General features: G+C 48.4%; 14 protein-coding genes. 2 read left to right on the forward strand and 12 right to left on the reverse strand.

Annotation, left to right across the window (positions count from 1 at the left end; all coding sequences use genetic code 11):
- Positions 1–6 precede the first annotated feature (6 nt).
- From carB to dacB, 12 genes are all read right to left on the reverse strand, one after another.
- The gene (gene carB, locus BpJC4_RS10850) at positions 7–3,210 is read right to left on the reverse strand and encodes a carbamoyl-phosphate synthase (glutamine-hydrolyzing) large subunit (RefSeq protein WP_151697892.1); all 3,204 of its coding nucleotides are present in this window, start codon (positions 3,208–3,210) and stop codon (positions 7–9) included.
- On the reverse strand, positions 3,197–4,276 hold the full coding sequence (locus BpJC4_RS10855; protein WP_151680863.1) for a carbamoyl phosphate synthase small subunit: 1,080 nt from the start codon (positions 4,274–4,276) through the stop codon (positions 3,197–3,199). Before BpJC4_RS10855 ends, carB begins: the two co-directional genes overlap by 14 nt.
- Positions 4,277–4,324: 48 nt before the next feature.
- Positions 4,325–5,506 carry an acetylornithine transaminase gene (argD, locus tag BpJC4_RS10860; RefSeq protein ID WP_151680862.1) on the reverse strand — a complete coding sequence of 394 codons (1,182 nt, stop codon included), beginning with the start codon at positions 5,504–5,506 and terminating at the stop codon, positions 4,325–4,327.
- Positions 5,499–6,287, reverse strand: a complete 789-nt coding sequence (gene argB, locus BpJC4_RS10865) for an acetylglutamate kinase (protein WP_151697893.1) — start codon at positions 6,285–6,287, stop codon at positions 5,499–5,501. Before argB ends, argD begins: the two co-directional genes overlap by 8 nt.
- Before the next feature lie 64 nt (positions 6,288–6,351).
- Positions 6,352–7,593: a bifunctional glutamate N-acetyltransferase/amino-acid acetyltransferase ArgJ gene (gene argJ, locus BpJC4_RS10870; protein ID WP_151680860.1), complete on the reverse strand. Its 1,242-nt coding sequence runs from the start codon at positions 7,591–7,593 to the stop codon at positions 6,352–6,354.
- A gap of 47 nt (positions 7,594–7,640) precedes the next feature.
- The gene (gene argC, locus BpJC4_RS10875) at positions 7,641–8,681 is read right to left on the reverse strand and encodes an N-acetyl-gamma-glutamyl-phosphate reductase (protein ID WP_151697894.1); all 1,041 of its coding nucleotides are present in this window, start codon (positions 8,679–8,681) and stop codon (positions 7,641–7,643) included.
- Positions 8,682–9,560: 879 nt separating this feature from the next.
- Complete coding sequence (locus BpJC4_RS10880) at positions 9,561–9,764, reverse strand: cold-shock protein (RefSeq protein WP_151680858.1); 204 nt, start codon at positions 9,762–9,764, stop codon at positions 9,561–9,563.
- Positions 9,765–9,916: 152 nt separating this feature from the next.
- Complete coding sequence (locus tag BpJC4_RS10885) at positions 9,917–10,669, reverse strand: SDR family NAD(P)-dependent oxidoreductase (RefSeq protein ID WP_151680857.1); 753 nt, start codon at positions 10,667–10,669, stop codon at positions 9,917–9,919.
- A 113-nt stretch (positions 10,670–10,782) separates the two neighbouring features.
- Complete coding sequence (locus BpJC4_RS10890) at positions 10,783–10,992, reverse strand: hypothetical protein (protein WP_151680856.1); 210 nt, start codon at positions 10,990–10,992, stop codon at positions 10,783–10,785.
- A gap of 105 nt (positions 10,993–11,097) precedes the next feature.
- The gene (gene bcaP / locus BpJC4_RS10895; RefSeq protein ID WP_151680855.1) at positions 11,098–12,486 is read right to left on the reverse strand and encodes a branched-chain amino acid transporter BcaP; all 1,389 of its coding nucleotides are present in this window, start codon (positions 12,484–12,486) and stop codon (positions 11,098–11,100) included.
- A 171-nt stretch (positions 12,487–12,657) separates the two neighbouring features.
- On the reverse strand, positions 12,658–13,578 hold the full coding sequence (locus BpJC4_RS10900) for a S66 peptidase family protein (protein WP_151680854.1): 921 nt from the start codon (positions 13,576–13,578) through the stop codon (positions 12,658–12,660).
- A 12-nt stretch (positions 13,579–13,590) separates the two neighbouring features.
- On the reverse strand, positions 13,591–15,066 hold the full coding sequence (gene dacB, locus BpJC4_RS10905; protein WP_151680853.1) for a D-alanyl-D-alanine carboxypeptidase/D-alanyl-D-alanine endopeptidase: 1,476 nt from the start codon (positions 15,064–15,066) through the stop codon (positions 13,591–13,593).
- A 216-nt stretch (positions 15,067–15,282) separates the two neighbouring features.
- Between dacB and BpJC4_RS10910 the strand changes: the two genes are divergently transcribed.
- Positions 15,283–15,867, forward strand: coding sequence for a lysophospholipid acyltransferase family protein (locus BpJC4_RS10910; protein WP_151680852.1), 585 nt, complete (start codon positions 15,283–15,285; stop codon positions 15,865–15,867).
- Positions 15,868–15,993: 126 nt separating this feature from the next.
- On the forward strand, positions 15,994–16,446 hold the full coding sequence (locus tag BpJC4_RS10915; protein WP_151680851.1) for a DUF2621 family protein: 453 nt from the start codon (positions 15,994–15,996) through the stop codon (positions 16,444–16,446).
- The last annotated feature ends 19 nt before the right edge of the window (positions 16,447–16,465 follow it).

The raw sequence follows: 16,465 nt of genomic DNA on the forward strand, positions 1-16,465 counted from the left end.
TTCTCGCTATACTTCTACTTTGATGCGGTGAAAATCATTGATCGCCGCGGCCTCCGGTTTTTTGCCGGTTGCCAGGTTTACGACCACTTCCAATGTGTCAAGGCATGTAAAGAGCGGAATATGGAAGCGCATCGCCGTCTCGCGCAGCATGCTTCCGCCCCGTTTGTTGTCGCGCCCTTTCGTCGGGATAATAACTGCCGCTGCAATCTCCTCGTTTTCAAAAAATGCGGCCGCTTCCTCCAAATCCACTTTTTTCGCATCAACGCCGTATTTACGCAAGAATTCGGCGGTATGTTCCGTTGCAGCCAGTTTATAGCCGCGTCCTGCCAAAACTTTTAAGACAGCGAACGACGCTTCTTTTTCGCGCTCTGTCACCGAGCAGAATACATATTGCGCTTTTTCATGCGGCTCGAACTGCGGATAGCGGACAGAAAGAAGCGTTTTCTGCAGCGCTTCGCCGTATGAGCCGGCAAGGCCAAGTACCTCGCCGGTCGATTTCATTTCCGGCCCCAAAACAGGGTCGACATCTTTCAGTTTCGTAAATGAAAATACCGGCGCTTTCACGGCAGTAAGTTCCGGTGCTTCCGCCAGGCCGCTTACAGCAAGCGGTTTTCCGGTCTGCGCGGCAATTGCCAGGTCAACCATCGGAATGCCGGTGACTTTGCTTAAAACCGGAACCGTCCTTGATGCACGCGGATTGACTTCCAGCACATAAACCGTGCCGCCGTGAATTAAATACTGGATATTGGCAATGCCCTTGATGTGCCCGCTTATGCAAATTTTTTCCGCATATTCCACAAGCGTTTCCTGTACCGTCCTGCTCAAGTTTTGCGGAGGGTAGACCGCCATGCTGTCACCAGAGTGCACACCAGCTTTTTCGATATGTTCAAATATGCCCGGGATCAAAACGTTTTTCCCGTCGGTGATGCAGTCGAGTTCGCATTCAACCCCCGGCAAATACTGGTCGATCAAAAGCGGCCAGCTTTTTTCGCTCGTATACTGCAGCGATTCGGCGTAAGCATCCAGTTCGTTCTCATGGTAAAAAATGAACATAGACTGGCCGCCGATGACATAAGACGGGCGGACCAGCACCGGAAACTGTAGGTCTTTTGCCGCCGCTTTCATCTCCTCGGCATCATAGGCGATATGCCCTTTAATATGCGGAATACTCAGTTCATCGAGCAATTGGTAAAACAAGCTGCGGTCTTCAAGCCGGTCAATTGCATCGACGTCTGTTCCGAACAGCGGCACGCCTTCTGCTTCAAGGCTTGCGGCCACATTGATCGCCGTCTGCCCGCCGAATTGTGTAAATACGCCTTCCACCTTCTCTTTTTCAATGATATGCAGCAAATCTTCCGGGCGTAGCGGTTCAAAATATAATTTATCGGCCATCGAAAAATCGGTGCTGACCGTTTCCGGGTTGTTATTCACGACAATCGTTTCATAACCGAGTTTTTTCAGTGCCATGACCGCATGGACGGAGCAGTAATCGAACTCGATCCCCTGCCCGATGCGGATCGGCCCGGAACCGATGATCAGCACTTTTTTGCGGTCCGACACTTTCACTTCGTCCGCGCCGCCCCAAGTCGAGTAATAGTACGGCGTTACGGCTTCAAATTCGGCCGCGCAAGTGTCGACAAGTTTGTAAACCGGCTTCAGCCCCAGTTGTTTCCGTTTGCCGCGTACCATTTTTTCGCTGCAGCCGAACAGCACCGCCAGCCTTTCGTCACTGATATTCATTTTTTTGGCTGCGGCAAGCAAATGGTCCGGCACATTTTCTATCGTATAATGTTTTAATGCTTCTTCGTGATCAACGATGTTTTTCATTTTTTCGAGAAACCAGCGGTCAATTTCCGTATAATTTCCGATTGCAGCAAGATCCATGCCTTTCCGTATTGCTTCCGCCACTGCAAACAGACGGAGGTCCGTCGCTTCGGTTAAATACGGGACCAGTTCTTCCGCTGTTTTGCCTTCGAGCGCAGGGTGATGCAGTCCATTCAAGCCCAGTTCCAACGAACGGATACCTTTATTGAGCGCTCCTTCAAACGTGCGGTCGATGGCCATTGCTTCGCCGGTTGCCTTCATTTGCGTGCCGAGCTTCCGTTCCGCTTCCGTAAACTTGTCGAACGGAAAACGCGGGATTTTCACGACGACGTAATCGAGGGCAGGCTCGAACGACGCAAACGTACTGCCTGTCACAGGGTTTAAAATTTCATCCAAATGGTAGCCTATCGCGCATTTTGTAGCAACGCGCGCAATCGGGTAGCCGGTCGCTTTTGAAGCAAGGGCCGACGAACGGCTCACGCGCGGGTTGACTTCGATAATATAGTACTGATCAGAATGGGGATCAAGGGCGAACTGGATGTTGCACCCGCCGATCACGCCGAGCGCGCGGATTACCTTTAAAGAGGCGTTCCGTAGCATTTGGTACTGCACATCTGATAATGTCTGCGACGGCGCAACAACGATCGAGTCGCCCGTGTGAATCCCGACCGGATCAATATTTTCCATATTGCAAACGATAAGGCATGTATCATTGGCATCGCGTACAACTTCGTATTCGATTTCTTTCCATCCTTTAATGCTTTTTTCAAGCAGTACCTGGTGGATCGGGCTTAAATCAAGCCCGCGCTGCAAAACTTCGAGGAGCTCTTCATCATTGGAAGCAAATCCCCCGCCCGAGCCGCCGAGCGTGTAAGCCGGGCGGATGATGACGGGGTAGCCGATTTTTTTCGCAAATGCAAAACCATCTTCCGTATTTTCTACGATTTTGGACTGCGGAATTGGTTCGCCGATATCGATCATCAACTGGCGGAATTTTTCGCGGTCTTCCCCTTTTTGAATCGATTCGACAGGGGTGCCGAGCAGTTTCACGCCGTATTTTTCCAAAATGCCCGCTTCATACAGCTGCACGGCGAGGTTCAGCCCGGTCTGCCCGCCCAATGTGCCGATGATGCCGTCCGGGCGTTCTTTTTGCAAAATTTGTTCGAGAGATTCGACGGTCAGCGGGTCAAAATAAATTCTGTCTGCGATTTCTTCATCTGTCATGATGGTGGCCGGATTGCTGTTCACGAGCACGATCTCAATCCCTTCTTCTTTCAGGGCAAGGCAGCTTTGCGTACCGGCATAATCAAATTCCGCGGCCTGGCCGATCACAATCGGGCCAGACCCGATCACAAGCACTTTCTTGATCGATTTATTTAATGGCATAAGACATAACTCCCGCTCTTTGTTGTACTTGCTGTAAAAACTGCTCAAAAATGTATTCGCTGTCCTGCGGACCCGGGTGCGCTTCCGGATGGAACTGAACAGTCGCAATCGGCAGGTGCGGATGGGCGCAGCCTTCTACCGTGCCGTCATTGACATTTTTAAATACCAGTTCCATTTCCGAGCTGGAAAGCGATGCTTCATCGACGACATAGCCGTGGTTTTGCGCCGTCATAAACACTTTTCCGGTCCGCAAATCTTTCACAGGATGGTTTCCGCCCCTGTGGCCGAACGGCAGCTTCTTCGTTTTCGCCCCGTAGGCAAGCGCAAGCAGCTGGTGTCCGAGGCAAATGCCGAGCACCGGATAAGCGGCGCTGATTTTTTTAATTTCCGGCAGCCACTCCAAAAGCCTTACCGGGTCGCCCGGGCCGTTTGAGAAAACAACGCCGTCAGGATCGATTTCCTCCATTTGTTTCGCGCTAAAATCGAAAGGGACGACCGTTACTTTGCAATGGCGGTCGAGCAAATACTGGAGGATCGATTTTTTATATCCGAAATCCATAAGCGCGATATGCAAAAGGCCGCTGCCGTGAGTTTCCGGCCGATCCGTTGACACCTTTGCAACGAGAAATTCATCCCCGTCCCAGCAAGGCACTTCAGCATTTGGATCTGTCGTAATGATCCCCCGTACGGTTCCTTGCCTGCGGATCGTTTTGACAAGCGCGCGCGTATCCACATCCGTCAGGCAGGGAACGCCTGATTTTTCCAAAAATGACAACGCCGTTGACTCCGATTTATAAAAGCTCGGCCCCCCGCAGATTTCACCCGTAACAATCCCGCGCGCCGAAACCCTCATGCTCTCATGGTCATCCGCGTTAACGCCGTAATTGCCGATCAAAGGATAGCAGAATACTAAAATCTGTCCTGCATACGACGGATCCGTCATCATTTCCTGGTAACCCGTCATACCGGTATTGAACACGACTTCTCCGGCCGTTTCAAAATGGCTGCCCGCCAAGTTTCCTTCAAAAATTTCTCCCGTTTCGAGAATAAGATAACCTCTTACCACGATTTCTGTCCTCCCTTATCTAAAAGCCGTTGGATGGATGCTGTTTGTTTAAAAATGCGAAAAAACGGTTTGCATTTTTTCGGCAAAAAGGTCTATTTCTTCTTCCGACACAATAAGCGGCGGCAAAAGGCGGACAACATGAGGACCGGCAGACAGCACAAGCAAATCTTCTTTTAACGCCGCCCTGATGATTTCCGCAGCTTCAATTTCCGTTTCAATGCCGACCATCAGCCCTTTGCCGCGGACATCTTTAATAAAGGAAAATTGCGCCTTAAAGGTCTCTAGTTTCGCCCATAAGTATTTGCTTTGTTTTTGGGCGTTTTCAATTACTTTTTCTTCGATAAATGTTTCAAGCGTAGCGAGCCCGGCCGTTGTGGCAAGCGGATTCCCACCGAATGTGCTGCCGTGCGTGCCCGGTGTAAAGCTTTCCGCCACTTCTTCTTTGGCAAGCATTGCGCCGATCGGGAAACCAGAACCCAAACCTTTTGCAAGTGTCATAATATCCGGCTCGAAACCGTACTGTTCATAAGCGAAAAGCGTGCCGGTCCTGCCCATGCCCGTCTGCACTTCATCGACAATGACCAGAATCCCGTTCTTTTTGCATGTACTGATCAGCGCGTCCACCCATACTTGTTTCGCCGGGATTACGCCGCCTTCGCCCTGGACGAGTTCGAGCATCACCGCAATCGGTTTGATGGTATCCACCTCCGATAAAGCGGCGGGATCATTGTACGGCAAATAGGCAAACCCTGGAAGCAGCGGATCAAATCCTTTCTGGATTTTTTCCTGCCCCGTTGCCGACAATGTCCCGAGCGTCCGGCCGTGGAAGGAATGCTGAAACGTTACAATTGGTCCGCTTTTTTTGCGCTTGTTCGCATAAAGGCGGGCAAGCTTAATGGCCGCTTCATTTGCTTCCGCGCCGCTGTTAGAGAAAAATGCCCGGTCAAATGTGCTTAATTCGGTGAGCTTTTCGGCAAGTTTTTCCTGCGCTTCGATTTCAAACAGGTTGGAAGTGTGCCAGATTTGATCAAGCTGTTTGCCCACTTTTTCTTTTACTTTTTCTGGCACATGGCCGAGGTTGCAGACGGCAATGCCCGATGTAAAATCAAGATATTTTTTTCCGTTTTCGTCCCAGGCAAAGCAGCCTTTTCCTTTTATAAGCTTCACCGGCGTCCGTCTGTATGTTTCCATCAGCGCATGTTTTACTTTGATTGCTGATTGTTTAACCATCGATCAAAACCCCGTTTCCTGTAAATTTCGTTCCCATTTTTCCGCCCCCGGCAAGGCGCAGCAGGCTGTTTTCTTCCATGCCATTGACAATGACGACTTCCTTCACCCCGGATTGGATGCATTCGGCTGCAGCCCGGACTTTCGGGATCATCCCCCCGGTGACGGCTTTCTTTCGTATCAACATTTCGACTTGTTCCGGCGTCAGATGGGGCAGCACTTTCCCCTCGTGCATCACGCTCGGGACATCCGTCACCATCCATAATGCCGCATTCATTTTTTTGGCAATTGCCGCTGCCGCCAAATCTGCGTTGATGTTCAGGCGCTGGCCGTTTTTACTTAAAGCGAGCGGGGAAATAACCGGGATAAACTGTTGTCCCAACAATGCTTGGAGCACATGACTGTTGACCGACTCGATTTCCCCTACAAACCCAAGCTTATCGTAATCAAGCTTCTTTGCAGTTAACAGGCCGCAGTCAGTGCCGCTAATGCCGATCGCTTTAGCACCCATTGAAGAAAGTTTGCGAGTAATCGATTTATTGATGGAGCCGGAGAGGACCATTTCTACAACGTTTAACACCGGCTCCGTCGTCACGCGCATGCCGTTAATAAACCGCGTTTTGATTCGCATTTTTTCGAGCGCCGCCGAAATCGCCGGCCCCCCGCCGTGCACGATGATCGGATCAAGCTGATATTGTTGTTTTATTTGTAAAATATTTTCAAAAAATGCATCAGGCAGTTGATTTAAAATGCTGCCGCCGCATTTGATGACAACGTATGGCAATATGGCCAACCCCTTATAATTAATTATAGAATTGTATAATTATTCACCTTAGCGCGCAAAAAACTTAAGAACGGTATGTTGCATTGATTTTCACATAATCGTATGTCAGATCGCATCCCCATGCGATCGCCGAATGGCTTCCGGACCCAAGATCTACATCAATATGGATCTCTTCATTTCCGGCCAAATACTTGTGTGCTTCTTCATCCAAATAAGAACCCGGCATACCGTTTTCGACAACTGTAAACCCGCCGAGTTTAACCGTCAGCATGTTTTCATCCACGTTGACGCCGCTGTAGCCGATCGCGTTAATAATCCTTCCCCAGTTGGCATCGGCACCGAAAATGGCCGTTTTCACAAGGTTCGAGCCGATGACCGTTTTGGCGACCGTCTGCGCAGCGTTTTTTGTTTCGGCGCCAGAGACAAATACTTCCACCAATTTTGTGGCGCCTTCCCCGTCCCTTGCAATCTGCTTTGCCAATTGCGTGCACACATACGAGAATGCATCCATAAACTTGTGCCATTCCGGATGTTGTGCGGAAAGCGGTTGATTTTCCGCCATCCCGTTTGCCATCATGACAACCATGTCGTTTGTGCTCGTATCCCCGTCTACGGTAATCATATTGAATGTCTCGTTGACCATTTGTTTTAAAACGGTTTGCAATGTTTCCGACTCGACTTCCGCATCTGTTGTGATAAAGGCAAGCATTGTTGCCATATTCGGATGGATCATGCCCGATCCCTTTGCTGCGCCGGCAACCGTAACAGTTTTCCCGTCGATTTCAACCACAGCGCAGGCACGTTTTTGGAATGTGTCGGTTGTTAAAATCGCTTTTTCAAAAAAATCCCCGCCCGTTTCGTTTTTCCCAATCGGTATGTTTGAGATGCCAGCTTCAATTTTTTCAATTGGCAACAGTTCACCGATCACACCTGTCGAGGCCACACCGATGAGGTCTTCTTCCACACCGATATGCCCGGCAAACCATTTGCGCATCATGTACGCATGCGCAAGGCCTTCATTCCCGGTAAAAGAGTTCGCATTTCCCGAGTTGATGATCATCCCCTGCAGCATTTGGCTTTTTGCAAGGCTCTCTTTTGTTACTTTTATCGGCGCTGCCTGAAAATGGTTCGTTGTGTAAACCGCAGCCGCTTTTGCAGGCACTTCAGAATAAAGCCAAGCCAGATCCGGGCGCTTTCTTTTAATCCCGCAGTGCAGCCCGCCTGCAATAAAGCCTAGTGGACTCATAATATTTCCGTCTGTTTTGCTGTAAGATGCTGCGCTTGCCTTTTCATATAATTGATTCATTGCCATCCTCCATGTTTTAGCTGTATGTTCATTTTAGATTCGTATTCTTACGGATAAACTGGAACGGCATCAAGCCCTTCATGTTCCGCGAGGCCGAACAGCAGGTTCATATTCTGGACAGCCTGCCCGCTCGCGCCTTTTACAAGATTGTCAATGGCAGAAATGATCGTCAGCCTTCCTGTCCGTTCATCCGCGTAAACGCCGATGTCACAATAGTTTGAAGCATAAACTTCCTTTGTTGAAGGAAAAGAGCCGGCCGGTTTGATCCTGACAAATTTCCGGCCTTTATACACTTCCTTATAGTATTGACGGACCTCTTCCGTTGTGACTTTTTTTGCCAGGGGCGCATAGATCGTGCAAAGAATGCCCCTTGTCATCGGAACGAGATGTGGGATAAAGGTGACCTTCGCCTCCTGCTCGCCAAATTCTTTTATAAACCTTTCAATTTCCGGAGTGTGCTGGTGGATGCCGACTTTGTATGCGCCGGTATTTTCATTCACCTCGGCGAATAAATTCCCGAGGGAAGGATTCCTGCCCGCCCCGGAAACGCCGGTCTTGCCGTCAATGGCAATGAAAGACGGGTCAATCAGGCCACCGCTAATTGCCGGCAGAACCCCCAACAGCGCCGCCGTCGGGAAGCAGCCCGGATTGGCGATGAGCTGGGCGTATTTTATCCGGAACGCATTCATTTCGGAAAGGCCGTACACCGCTTTGTCCAAATAGTTCTGTGCAGCGGGTTCCCGCCTATACCAGCGCCTGTACGCCTCCCCGTTATCAAGCCTGAAATCCCCGGACAGGTCAATGCATTTTAATCCTTTTTCAAGGAAGCACGGAATCCAGTCTTTTGCCACACCGGACGGCGTCGCGAAAAATAGTACATCGACCCGGTTTAAAATTTCATCCGGAGCCATGTCTTCCAATTCCGCTTCGGCAATATGCTGAAAATGCGGATATTGCGCTGTCAGCATCGTCCCTTTTGTACGATGCGATATCAACATCTCCAGTTCTGCTTTGGGATGGCGGGCAAGCAGTCTGATCAGTTCCGCGCCGCTGTACCCGTTTGCCCCGACAATCCCTATTTTCAACATATTCATCTCCCTATTGATATGTATGTGTATTATTATAATTTAAAGTGTATGAATATACAATACTAAAAAAATAAAAAATATAAATTTTTTAATCTTCCATTTACCGTAAATTTCTCCGGAGCCCCGCAACCGCCTTTGTCCGCCACAATAAAGTCCGGCCGCACCGGATAGTGTCTTTCAATTTTGATCAAAAAGAAAATAAGGTGGCCGTTTTCGGTTCCTGAATTTCGCGCATATACTGAGAAGATTTTTCCGCTGTAGGCAAAATCCATATTTCCGATTCATGCGGCATTTTTAAAATTTCATTAAATGCATCCTTCTTTTCAATCGGTGTGCGCATCGTATAATCGGCAAACTCAAAAATTGTTCAAGTGGGGGCCACCCTCCTCATCAAAAATGCGGATGTCCCTTTCAACACATCTTTTCAAAAAAGTTGTCTTGATATCGCAGCCATATTTTGCAACAATAACGCTCTCTTATTATGTATAATCAGATTTCTTTTTTGCGGGCGCCTCAAACATGGGGCCGGATAGGTTTTGGAAGGTTGATCCCGGTTTCCCGTGGGTATTGGGACAAGGAATCGCTGTCGAAATACCAAGAATAGGGGCTGAAGAGGATGTTTTGACACAAAAAACAAATGCACTGCACGCCGCCGACCGTCAAATAAGAGCAAATAAAAGAAGGAAATAAGCGCGCGGAAAATGCCATAATTTGTTCACCATTCCCGGAGCGAAAAACTAGAGATTCAAAGGTGCATTCTTTTAAATGCCCATAAATGGATGGGACTGGCGGGAAAAATGCGGCGGATATTTAGCATCCCAATAAAAAAGAAACCCGCCGGGAAAAGGGTTCTCCCAACGGGTTTCGCTCAACTCAGCCTTATGCCAATTTTTGGACGTTTGCAGCCTGAGGGCCGCGTGCACCTTCTTCGATTTCAAAAGAAACAGATTGACCTTCTTCCAAAGTTTTAAAACCTTCGCCCTGAATCGCCGAGAAGTGGACAAATACATCGCTGCCGCCTTCGCGCTCGATAAATCCGTAGCCTTTCTCCGAGTTAAACCATTTTACTTTACCTTGTTCCATTTTATTTCCTCCTAGTGTGTTCAACACAAAAATACTATCCTTGCTCAAGTGATTTCAGGCGGTCAGTTTTAAAACTTTTTCCTTCCTTACTATACCGAACAAAAATAATTCTTTTTTATTTTATCAGTTATTAGGCAATCCGTCAAGGGAAATTATTCTTCATAAATCATTTTGACCGTCATCCCGCCGTCAATGGTGAGATTTTGGCCTGTAATAAAACCGTTTTCCCTGTCTGCCAAATATAGGCAGCCTTTTGCAATATCCCGCGGGCGTCCCACTCTCCCGGCCGGATGCTGGGCATGATCGGTTTCGGACAGCTGGTCGTAATGTTTTGTTTCTATCCACCCCGGGCTAATCGAATTGACGCGGATCCGGTATCGGCCGAAAGAAATGGCAAGCGCATGCGTCAATGCAACGATGCCGCCTTTTGACGCTGCGTATGCTTCTGTATACGGCTCCGACATAAAAGCGCGGGTTGAGGCAATGTTGACAATGGCCCCTCCAGTTCCCTGCTTTTTCATATATTTTGCGGCTTCACGGGAACACAAGAATACGCTCCGCAAGTTCGTATGTATTACGTCTTCCCACTCCGCGACGTCGAGCTCAAGCGGATCCTTCCACCTCGAAATGCCTGCGTTGTTGATTAAAACATGCACGCTGCCGAATTGCTTTTCAGTTTCCTGAAACAAGCGGATGATATGATTAGGTTTCCGTACATCCGTTTCAATAAAAGAAGCCTTTCCACCTTTTTCCCGGATGGAACAGGCCGTTTCTTCCCCGGTTTCCGGATTCAGTTCAGCGACGACAACGGATGCGCCTTTTTCGGCAAAAGCTTCCGCCGCCGCCTTGCCGATGCCGCTTCCCGCTCCCGTCACCACAACAATCTGGTTTTGAAAGTCCGCCATGAGAAACCCTCCTTTTAAGATGCTTTCATTATATTCCAGCCGGGCTATTACCGCAAAATGAATTGCCCGTAAAAAAGGATGCCTTTTTAGACGAGGCATCCTTTTGCGCTTGTTTATTTTTCTTCCCGGTAGCCGTAGCCGCCCGAATACTGCCCGTAGCCGCCGTGGCCGTAATAGCCGTGCGTATGCGGGTAGTGATGATAGTGCCCATGGTGGTAGCCGTAATGATGCCCATACGGATAGCCGGTATGGTATTGTTGAGGATATCCGTACGGCATATAGGCTCCTGGGTAGCCTCCGTAATACTGTCTGGATTCCGCCAATATGTTCCCTCCTTTTCGCATTGATGCTAATAAGATATGGAGAACCCGGGAAAATGTTTGTATAAAGGCCTACATGCGCCAAAACGGGCAGCATCCTGCAGAGCGCTATTTGCTCAATTGGCTGTGTTTTCTGCTGTAAAATAAATATACAGCTGCGCCGAAGACAATCCATGCGAAGAAAAATTTCCATGTCAGCGCAGGAAGGCTGACCATTAAATACAGGCAGCAAGCTGCGCTGATGATCGGCAGCACCGGCACAAAAGGCACTTTAAAGGCGCGTTTTAAATCCGGGTGCGTTTTCCGCATGATGATGACGGCAATCGAAATCAGCGTAAATGCCGCGAGCGTCCCGATATTGACCAAATGGGCGAGCGTCGTTAAATCTACAAATCCGCCGATGACAGCCGCAACAATTCCTGTCAACCAAGTATTGGCAAACGGCGTTTTATATTTCGGATGAACGTGAGAAAATGTTTTTGGCAGCAGGCCGTCCCTGCTCATCGAAAACGTAATTCGCACCTGGCCGTACAGCATGACGAGCAGCACCGTTGTAATGCCCGCCAGCGCCCCTATAGAAATGATGCCGGCTAATTTCCCCTGCCCGATATATTCAAGGGCAAATGCAACAGGGTTATTGACATCAAGCAGTTTAAACGGAACAATGCCAGTTAAAACCAAAGATACGAGAATGTATAAAAATGTACAAACGGCAAGTGATGAGATAATCCCGATCGGCACATTGCGCTGCGGATTTCTTACTTCTTCAGAAGCAGTAGCGACCGCATCGAAGCCGAGATAAGCGAAAAACACGGTTGCCGCGCCGGTGATCACGCCGTGGAACCCGAACGGCATAAACGGCGTCCAATTTGCCGGCTTCACATAGCCAATCCCGGTCGCAATAAAAATGAACACGACAGCCAATTTAATCATGACCATCAAATTATTAAACCTTGCGCTGTCCTGTACACCGTGTGACAACAAAGCGGTGATCAACAGGATGATGAGAATTGCCGGCAAATCAACGATTCCGCCGTGCCCGCTTCCTGGTGGTGATGATAGAATTTTCGGAATATGGATGCCGAAGCCGCTGATAAACGATTGGAAATAAGCGGACCAGCCGGTTGCAACAGATGAAACGGCAAGCAGGTATTCAAGCATTAAGTCCCAGCCGATCAAAAACGCAAATACTTCCCCCATTGTCGCGTACGTATAGGTGTAAACACTCCCGGCGATCGGGACGCTGGATGAAAACTCGGCGTAACAAAGCGCAGCTAGCGCGCACGCGATCCCAGATAATATAAACGAAATAATAAGGGCAGGACCGGCCGTTTCTGCGGCAACCACGCCTGTCAACACGAAAATTCCCGTCCCGATAATAGCGCCGATCCCTAGAAATGTCAAGTCCAGTGCCCCGAGCGAACGTTTTAATGCATGAGATTTGCTAGTCTCAAGCATATCCGAAATTGATTTCTTCCTAAGTAAAATATTGTTCATATTCTTCACCTTTGATATTTTATTTTATATTGTCTGAAAATAGAATTTAAGCACAATTAGTAGTATATTGTCGAATCATGTAAATGTCAATCTTTATAGTGCAATAATATTAAAAAATAATGTTATTTTCATTATTTTGTCAACAATAAAGCGTTTCCATTTTGGGAACGCTCATTCTTCCACGATTTTTTCATTAAATTCCAAACGCATATGAAAAGTATCAACGGTTACCGGGATGCCGAGCGGCAGCGCAACATTCGGTGTGCAGTGGCCTGACCATATATTGGCCAGAACCGGTTTATCCAGCCCGCAAAAAAAATGTTTGAGCACGTCCTGTACCGTAAAACTGTTTGTATGTTCCTTCGCTTCACAATCCGTCCATTGTCCGAGGACAAACCCGGCCGCATCATCCAGTTTTCCGGAAAGAAAAAGCTGTGTCAGCATCCTGTCTACGGCATAAGGTTCCTCATGGACTTCTTCAAGAAAAAGAATTTTCCCTTTCGTATCGAGTTCATAGGGCGTGCCCATCAGCGTGCAAATTAATGATAAATTCCCACCAACAAGCGGCGCCGTAACCTTCCCTCCCCCCCATACTTCCGCATTTTTCAGCCCCGAATATGATGTGCTGCCTGCCATAGCCATCCGCAAAAATGATTGGACGGATTTATCGTCGTTTCGAATGAATTCGACTGCCGCCATCGGGCCGTGGATGGTGGCAAGCCCGCACTTTTGCAGGAAAGCGGTATGGATGGCCGTAATATCGCTGTAGCCGGTAAACAGTTTCGGATGTTTTTTGATCATCTCGTAATCCAGATATGGTAAAATTTGCGGTGACCCGTATCCGCCGCGCAGGCAAAGAATCGCATCCACTTCTTCGTCCGCAAACATATTGTTGATGTCTGCCGCCCGTTCCAGCGGCGTACCGGCCATGTATCCTCCGTATTCATTCCCACAGCTTTCCCCTAATTTAACCTGGAAACCGAGCTGATGCAATTTTACAACCGCAGCCTGCAATTTCTCCGGCAAAACCGGGCTCGCGGGCGCCACCAGCCCGACTGTTGCGCCGCACGTCAATGCTTTCCCTTTCCTCATCGCTAGCCCCCCTTACTCACTCATCAACTGGAGCACGATTTGCTCTTCCGCTTCGTGCACCGCTTCCTCATCGAGCACATTATTGATGATAATGGAAAAGACCAATTGTTTTCCTGTTTTTGTTTGCAAATAACCGGAAAGCGAACTGACGCTAGTAATCGAGCCTGTTTTCGCAAACACCATGCCACTTGCCGGTGTATCATTGAAACGGCCCCGGAGCGTACCGCCTTCCATCCTTCCTTCCGCCCCTGCCACGGGCAGCGCATGCAAATACGTTTGAAACCAATCTTTTTTCTGTACATGATACAATAATTTCGCCAATTCGTTTACAGGGACCAAATCGGCATGGGAAATGCCCGAGCCGTCGCGGATCAGCATGACATCCGGATCGGCCCCAAGTTTTGCCGCGGTTTCCCGGACAACGTCAAGGCCTTTTTTCCAGCTTCCTTCCCCCTTTTCCACTTTTCCCATTTCTTTTACAAGCATTTCGGCAATCGTATTATTGCTCAGTTTCATAAACGGGACGAGCAGGCTGGAAAGCGGCGGCGAATCATGGGTAAGGACAAGCCGGGCATGTTTAGGCAGCCTTCCTCTTTTGATCCCGCCGAAAACGGATATGCCGTTTTCTTCCAAAGATGTTTTAAACAGCGAGAGCGCAAATAAAGACGGATCCCAAACCGCTTTCCATTGCCGGACGTTTTCCGTATTTGCCGTAATCGTTCCGCTTGCCGTAAAATGGTTCGAGCCGTGTTTCCTTTCAATTACAATGTCATCTTCGCCCTGTTCCCCGGCCGGCACTGTCTTTACCCGGTTTTCCACGGTGACGTAACGGTTTTTTGGCGCCAGTTTAAGCGATGCTTTTTGGCCGGGTTTCTCACCAGGCGTAAACGTAAAGATGACGGTACCTGCATCGTAATCTTTGTCCGGCGATACGGTCAAAGCCGATATTTGTGCGCCGTAATATTCATCTTCATCACTCCACGGCAGGTCAACGGAATACCGTACATCGTCATAGCGCGAATCATCACCGATCAATGCACCGTTAATGCACGAGATCCCTTTTTGTTTTAATTGGGCAGCCCAAGCATCAAAATCGGACTTCAACAAAGAAGGATCCCCGCCTCCCTTTATGTATAAATTGCCATGGAGCTCTCCATTTCGGACAACGCTGTCCCGGTACAAGCTGGTCTGGAACCTGTATCCCCCACCGAGCGCTTCAAGGGCGGCAGCTGCCGTCAATAGTTTCATATTGGATGCAGGTCGCAGCCTCATGTTGCCGTTATGCTCATAAAGGATTTTCCCCGTCCCAGCCGAACGGACGCTGATGCCGGCAACCCCGCCTTTCATCGGGCCGGTTTGGAGAATGGCGGCGATCTTTTCATTGATCCCGTTTTTTTTCGGTACGGCCTGGCCCGCTGCGGAATTGGGGCTGCCCCCCGGAATACATAACAATACCATCGTCCATATCACTACCCATCTTTTATACAATAAATTTCCCCTCCGATCTATTTCCACCTTTTCTTATCTTATTCCTTCTTGCGCAGATGCTTTCCAAAAAGATCTGTTCGATTTCCTGCTGAGCCGCCCAGCCGGGGGGCAATCCGCTCGTTTAAGGGTGCCGGAAAGATCTGTGCCAAATATTTTTCCAAAATCAGTAGAATCGAAGCACTTGTTTAGTATAAAATGCTTTTGGGGGTGAAACGGATGTACAGATTTGGATATTATATCGTTTCCTTCATTTTGTTGCTCCTAGGCGGCAAAATGAAGAAAGAAAACAAAGAAAAGATACCAGCTGCCCCATTTGTTGTCGTTTGTACCCACCGGTCGTGGCTCGATATCATTTTCCTTGCGCTTGCACTCTGGCCATATGAAATCCATTATATGGCAAAGCAGGAACTATTCTCTAAAAAATGGGTAAAATGGCTGTTGACAAAACTCCATGCTTTTCCAGTCAACCGAGAAAATCCGGGGCCGAGCTCGTTGAAAATTCCGATGAAAATTTTAAAAGAAGGGGAGATCGTCGGCATTTTCCCTTCCGGAACAAGATCGAGCGAACATGTTTCGTTAAAACGGGGCGCCGTCACCATCGCGCTGAAAGCAAATGTCCCGCTTGTGCCGGCGGTTTATAAAGGGCCGAAAACATTTAAAGAAGTGTTGAAAAGAAAACCGAAACTTGTCCGCTTCGGCAGCCCGATTTTGCTTCATGACAGCAAAAAAACGACGAAAGAAGATATTGAAAAAACGCTTGTGCTGCTTCAGGAGACATTTGACCAACTGGAGAAAAAGTGAGAAAAAACCTTTCCGCAAAATAGCGGAAAGGTTTTTTCTACCTTTTTGGAATTGTGATAAATCTTGAGAATTCAGGTGCCCTTTTCATATAATAAGAGTAAAATGATTGGATCTGGGGGGAGTGCCATGCTGAACGGCTGGTTTTCGGCCTTTATTGTATTGTGGAGCTGCTTCCTTGTTTTCCTTTTTGCGGTCGGCGGCTATTTTATGTTCCAGAAATTTTTGAAAAAACTTCCAAAAGAAGACGGCAAATCGATTTTGGATCAACAGAATGATTACATCAAACGGACGCTCCATCTCTGGACCACTGAATATAAGGAACTGTTGGAAGAACTCGTCAGGCCTGTGCCCGAATTGTTTCGGGACGCCGCACGACAAAAAATCGCCAGCAAAATCGGGGAAGTGGCGCTCGCCGAAAAAGCGGAAAAGATGACATTGGACATCGTGATCCGCGGTTATATCCTGGCCACACCAAAAAGGGACCATAAATTTTTGCGAAAAAAATTGCAGCAAATGGACATTAACTACAGCCGTCATGAGCATTTGTTTCATCAAGAAAAACTGAAAAAAAGCCTGTGAGAATCGAGTAGGAGGGAGA

This window comes from Weizmannia acidilactici (assembly GCF_008974185.1).
Taxonomy (GTDB): Bacteria; Bacillota; Bacilli; order Bacillales; family Bacillaceae_C; genus Weizmannia; species Weizmannia acidilactici.

Coding starts and splice junctions, on each gene's coding strand:
- argD (WP_151680862.1), bottom strand. CDS start 5,506: ATGGTTAAACAATCAGCAATCAAAGTAAAACATGCGCTGATGGAAACA.
- BpJC4_RS10910 (WP_151680852.1), top strand. CDS start 15,283: ATGTACAGATTTGGATATTATATCGTTTCCTTCATTTTGTTGCTCCTA.
- BpJC4_RS10880 (WP_151680858.1), bottom strand. CDS start 9,764: ATGGAACAAGGTAAAGTAAAATGGTTTAACTCGGAGAAAGGCTACGGA.
- carB (WP_151697892.1), bottom strand. CDS start 3,210: ATGCCATTAAATAAATCGATCAAGAAAGTGCTTGTGATCGGGTCTGGC.
- argJ (WP_151680860.1), bottom strand. CDS start 7,593: ATGAATCAATTATATGAAAAGGCAAGCGCAGCATCTTACAGCAAAACA.
- BpJC4_RS10915 (WP_151680851.1), top strand. CDS start 15,994: ATGCTGAACGGCTGGTTTTCGGCCTTTATTGTATTGTGGAGCTGCTTC.
- argC (WP_151697894.1), bottom strand. CDS start 8,681: ATGTTGAAAATAGGGATTGTCGGGGCAAACGGGTACAGCGGCGCGGAA.
- BpJC4_RS10900 (WP_151680854.1), bottom strand. CDS start 13,578: ATGAGGAAAGGGAAAGCATTGACGTGCGGCGCAACAGTCGGGCTGGTG.
- BpJC4_RS10885 (WP_151680857.1), bottom strand. CDS start 10,669: ATGGCGGACTTTCAAAACCAGATTGTTGTGGTGACGGGAGCGGGAAGC.
- bcaP (WP_151680855.1), bottom strand. CDS start 12,486: ATGAACAATATTTTACTTAGGAAGAAATCAATTTCGGATATGCTTGAG.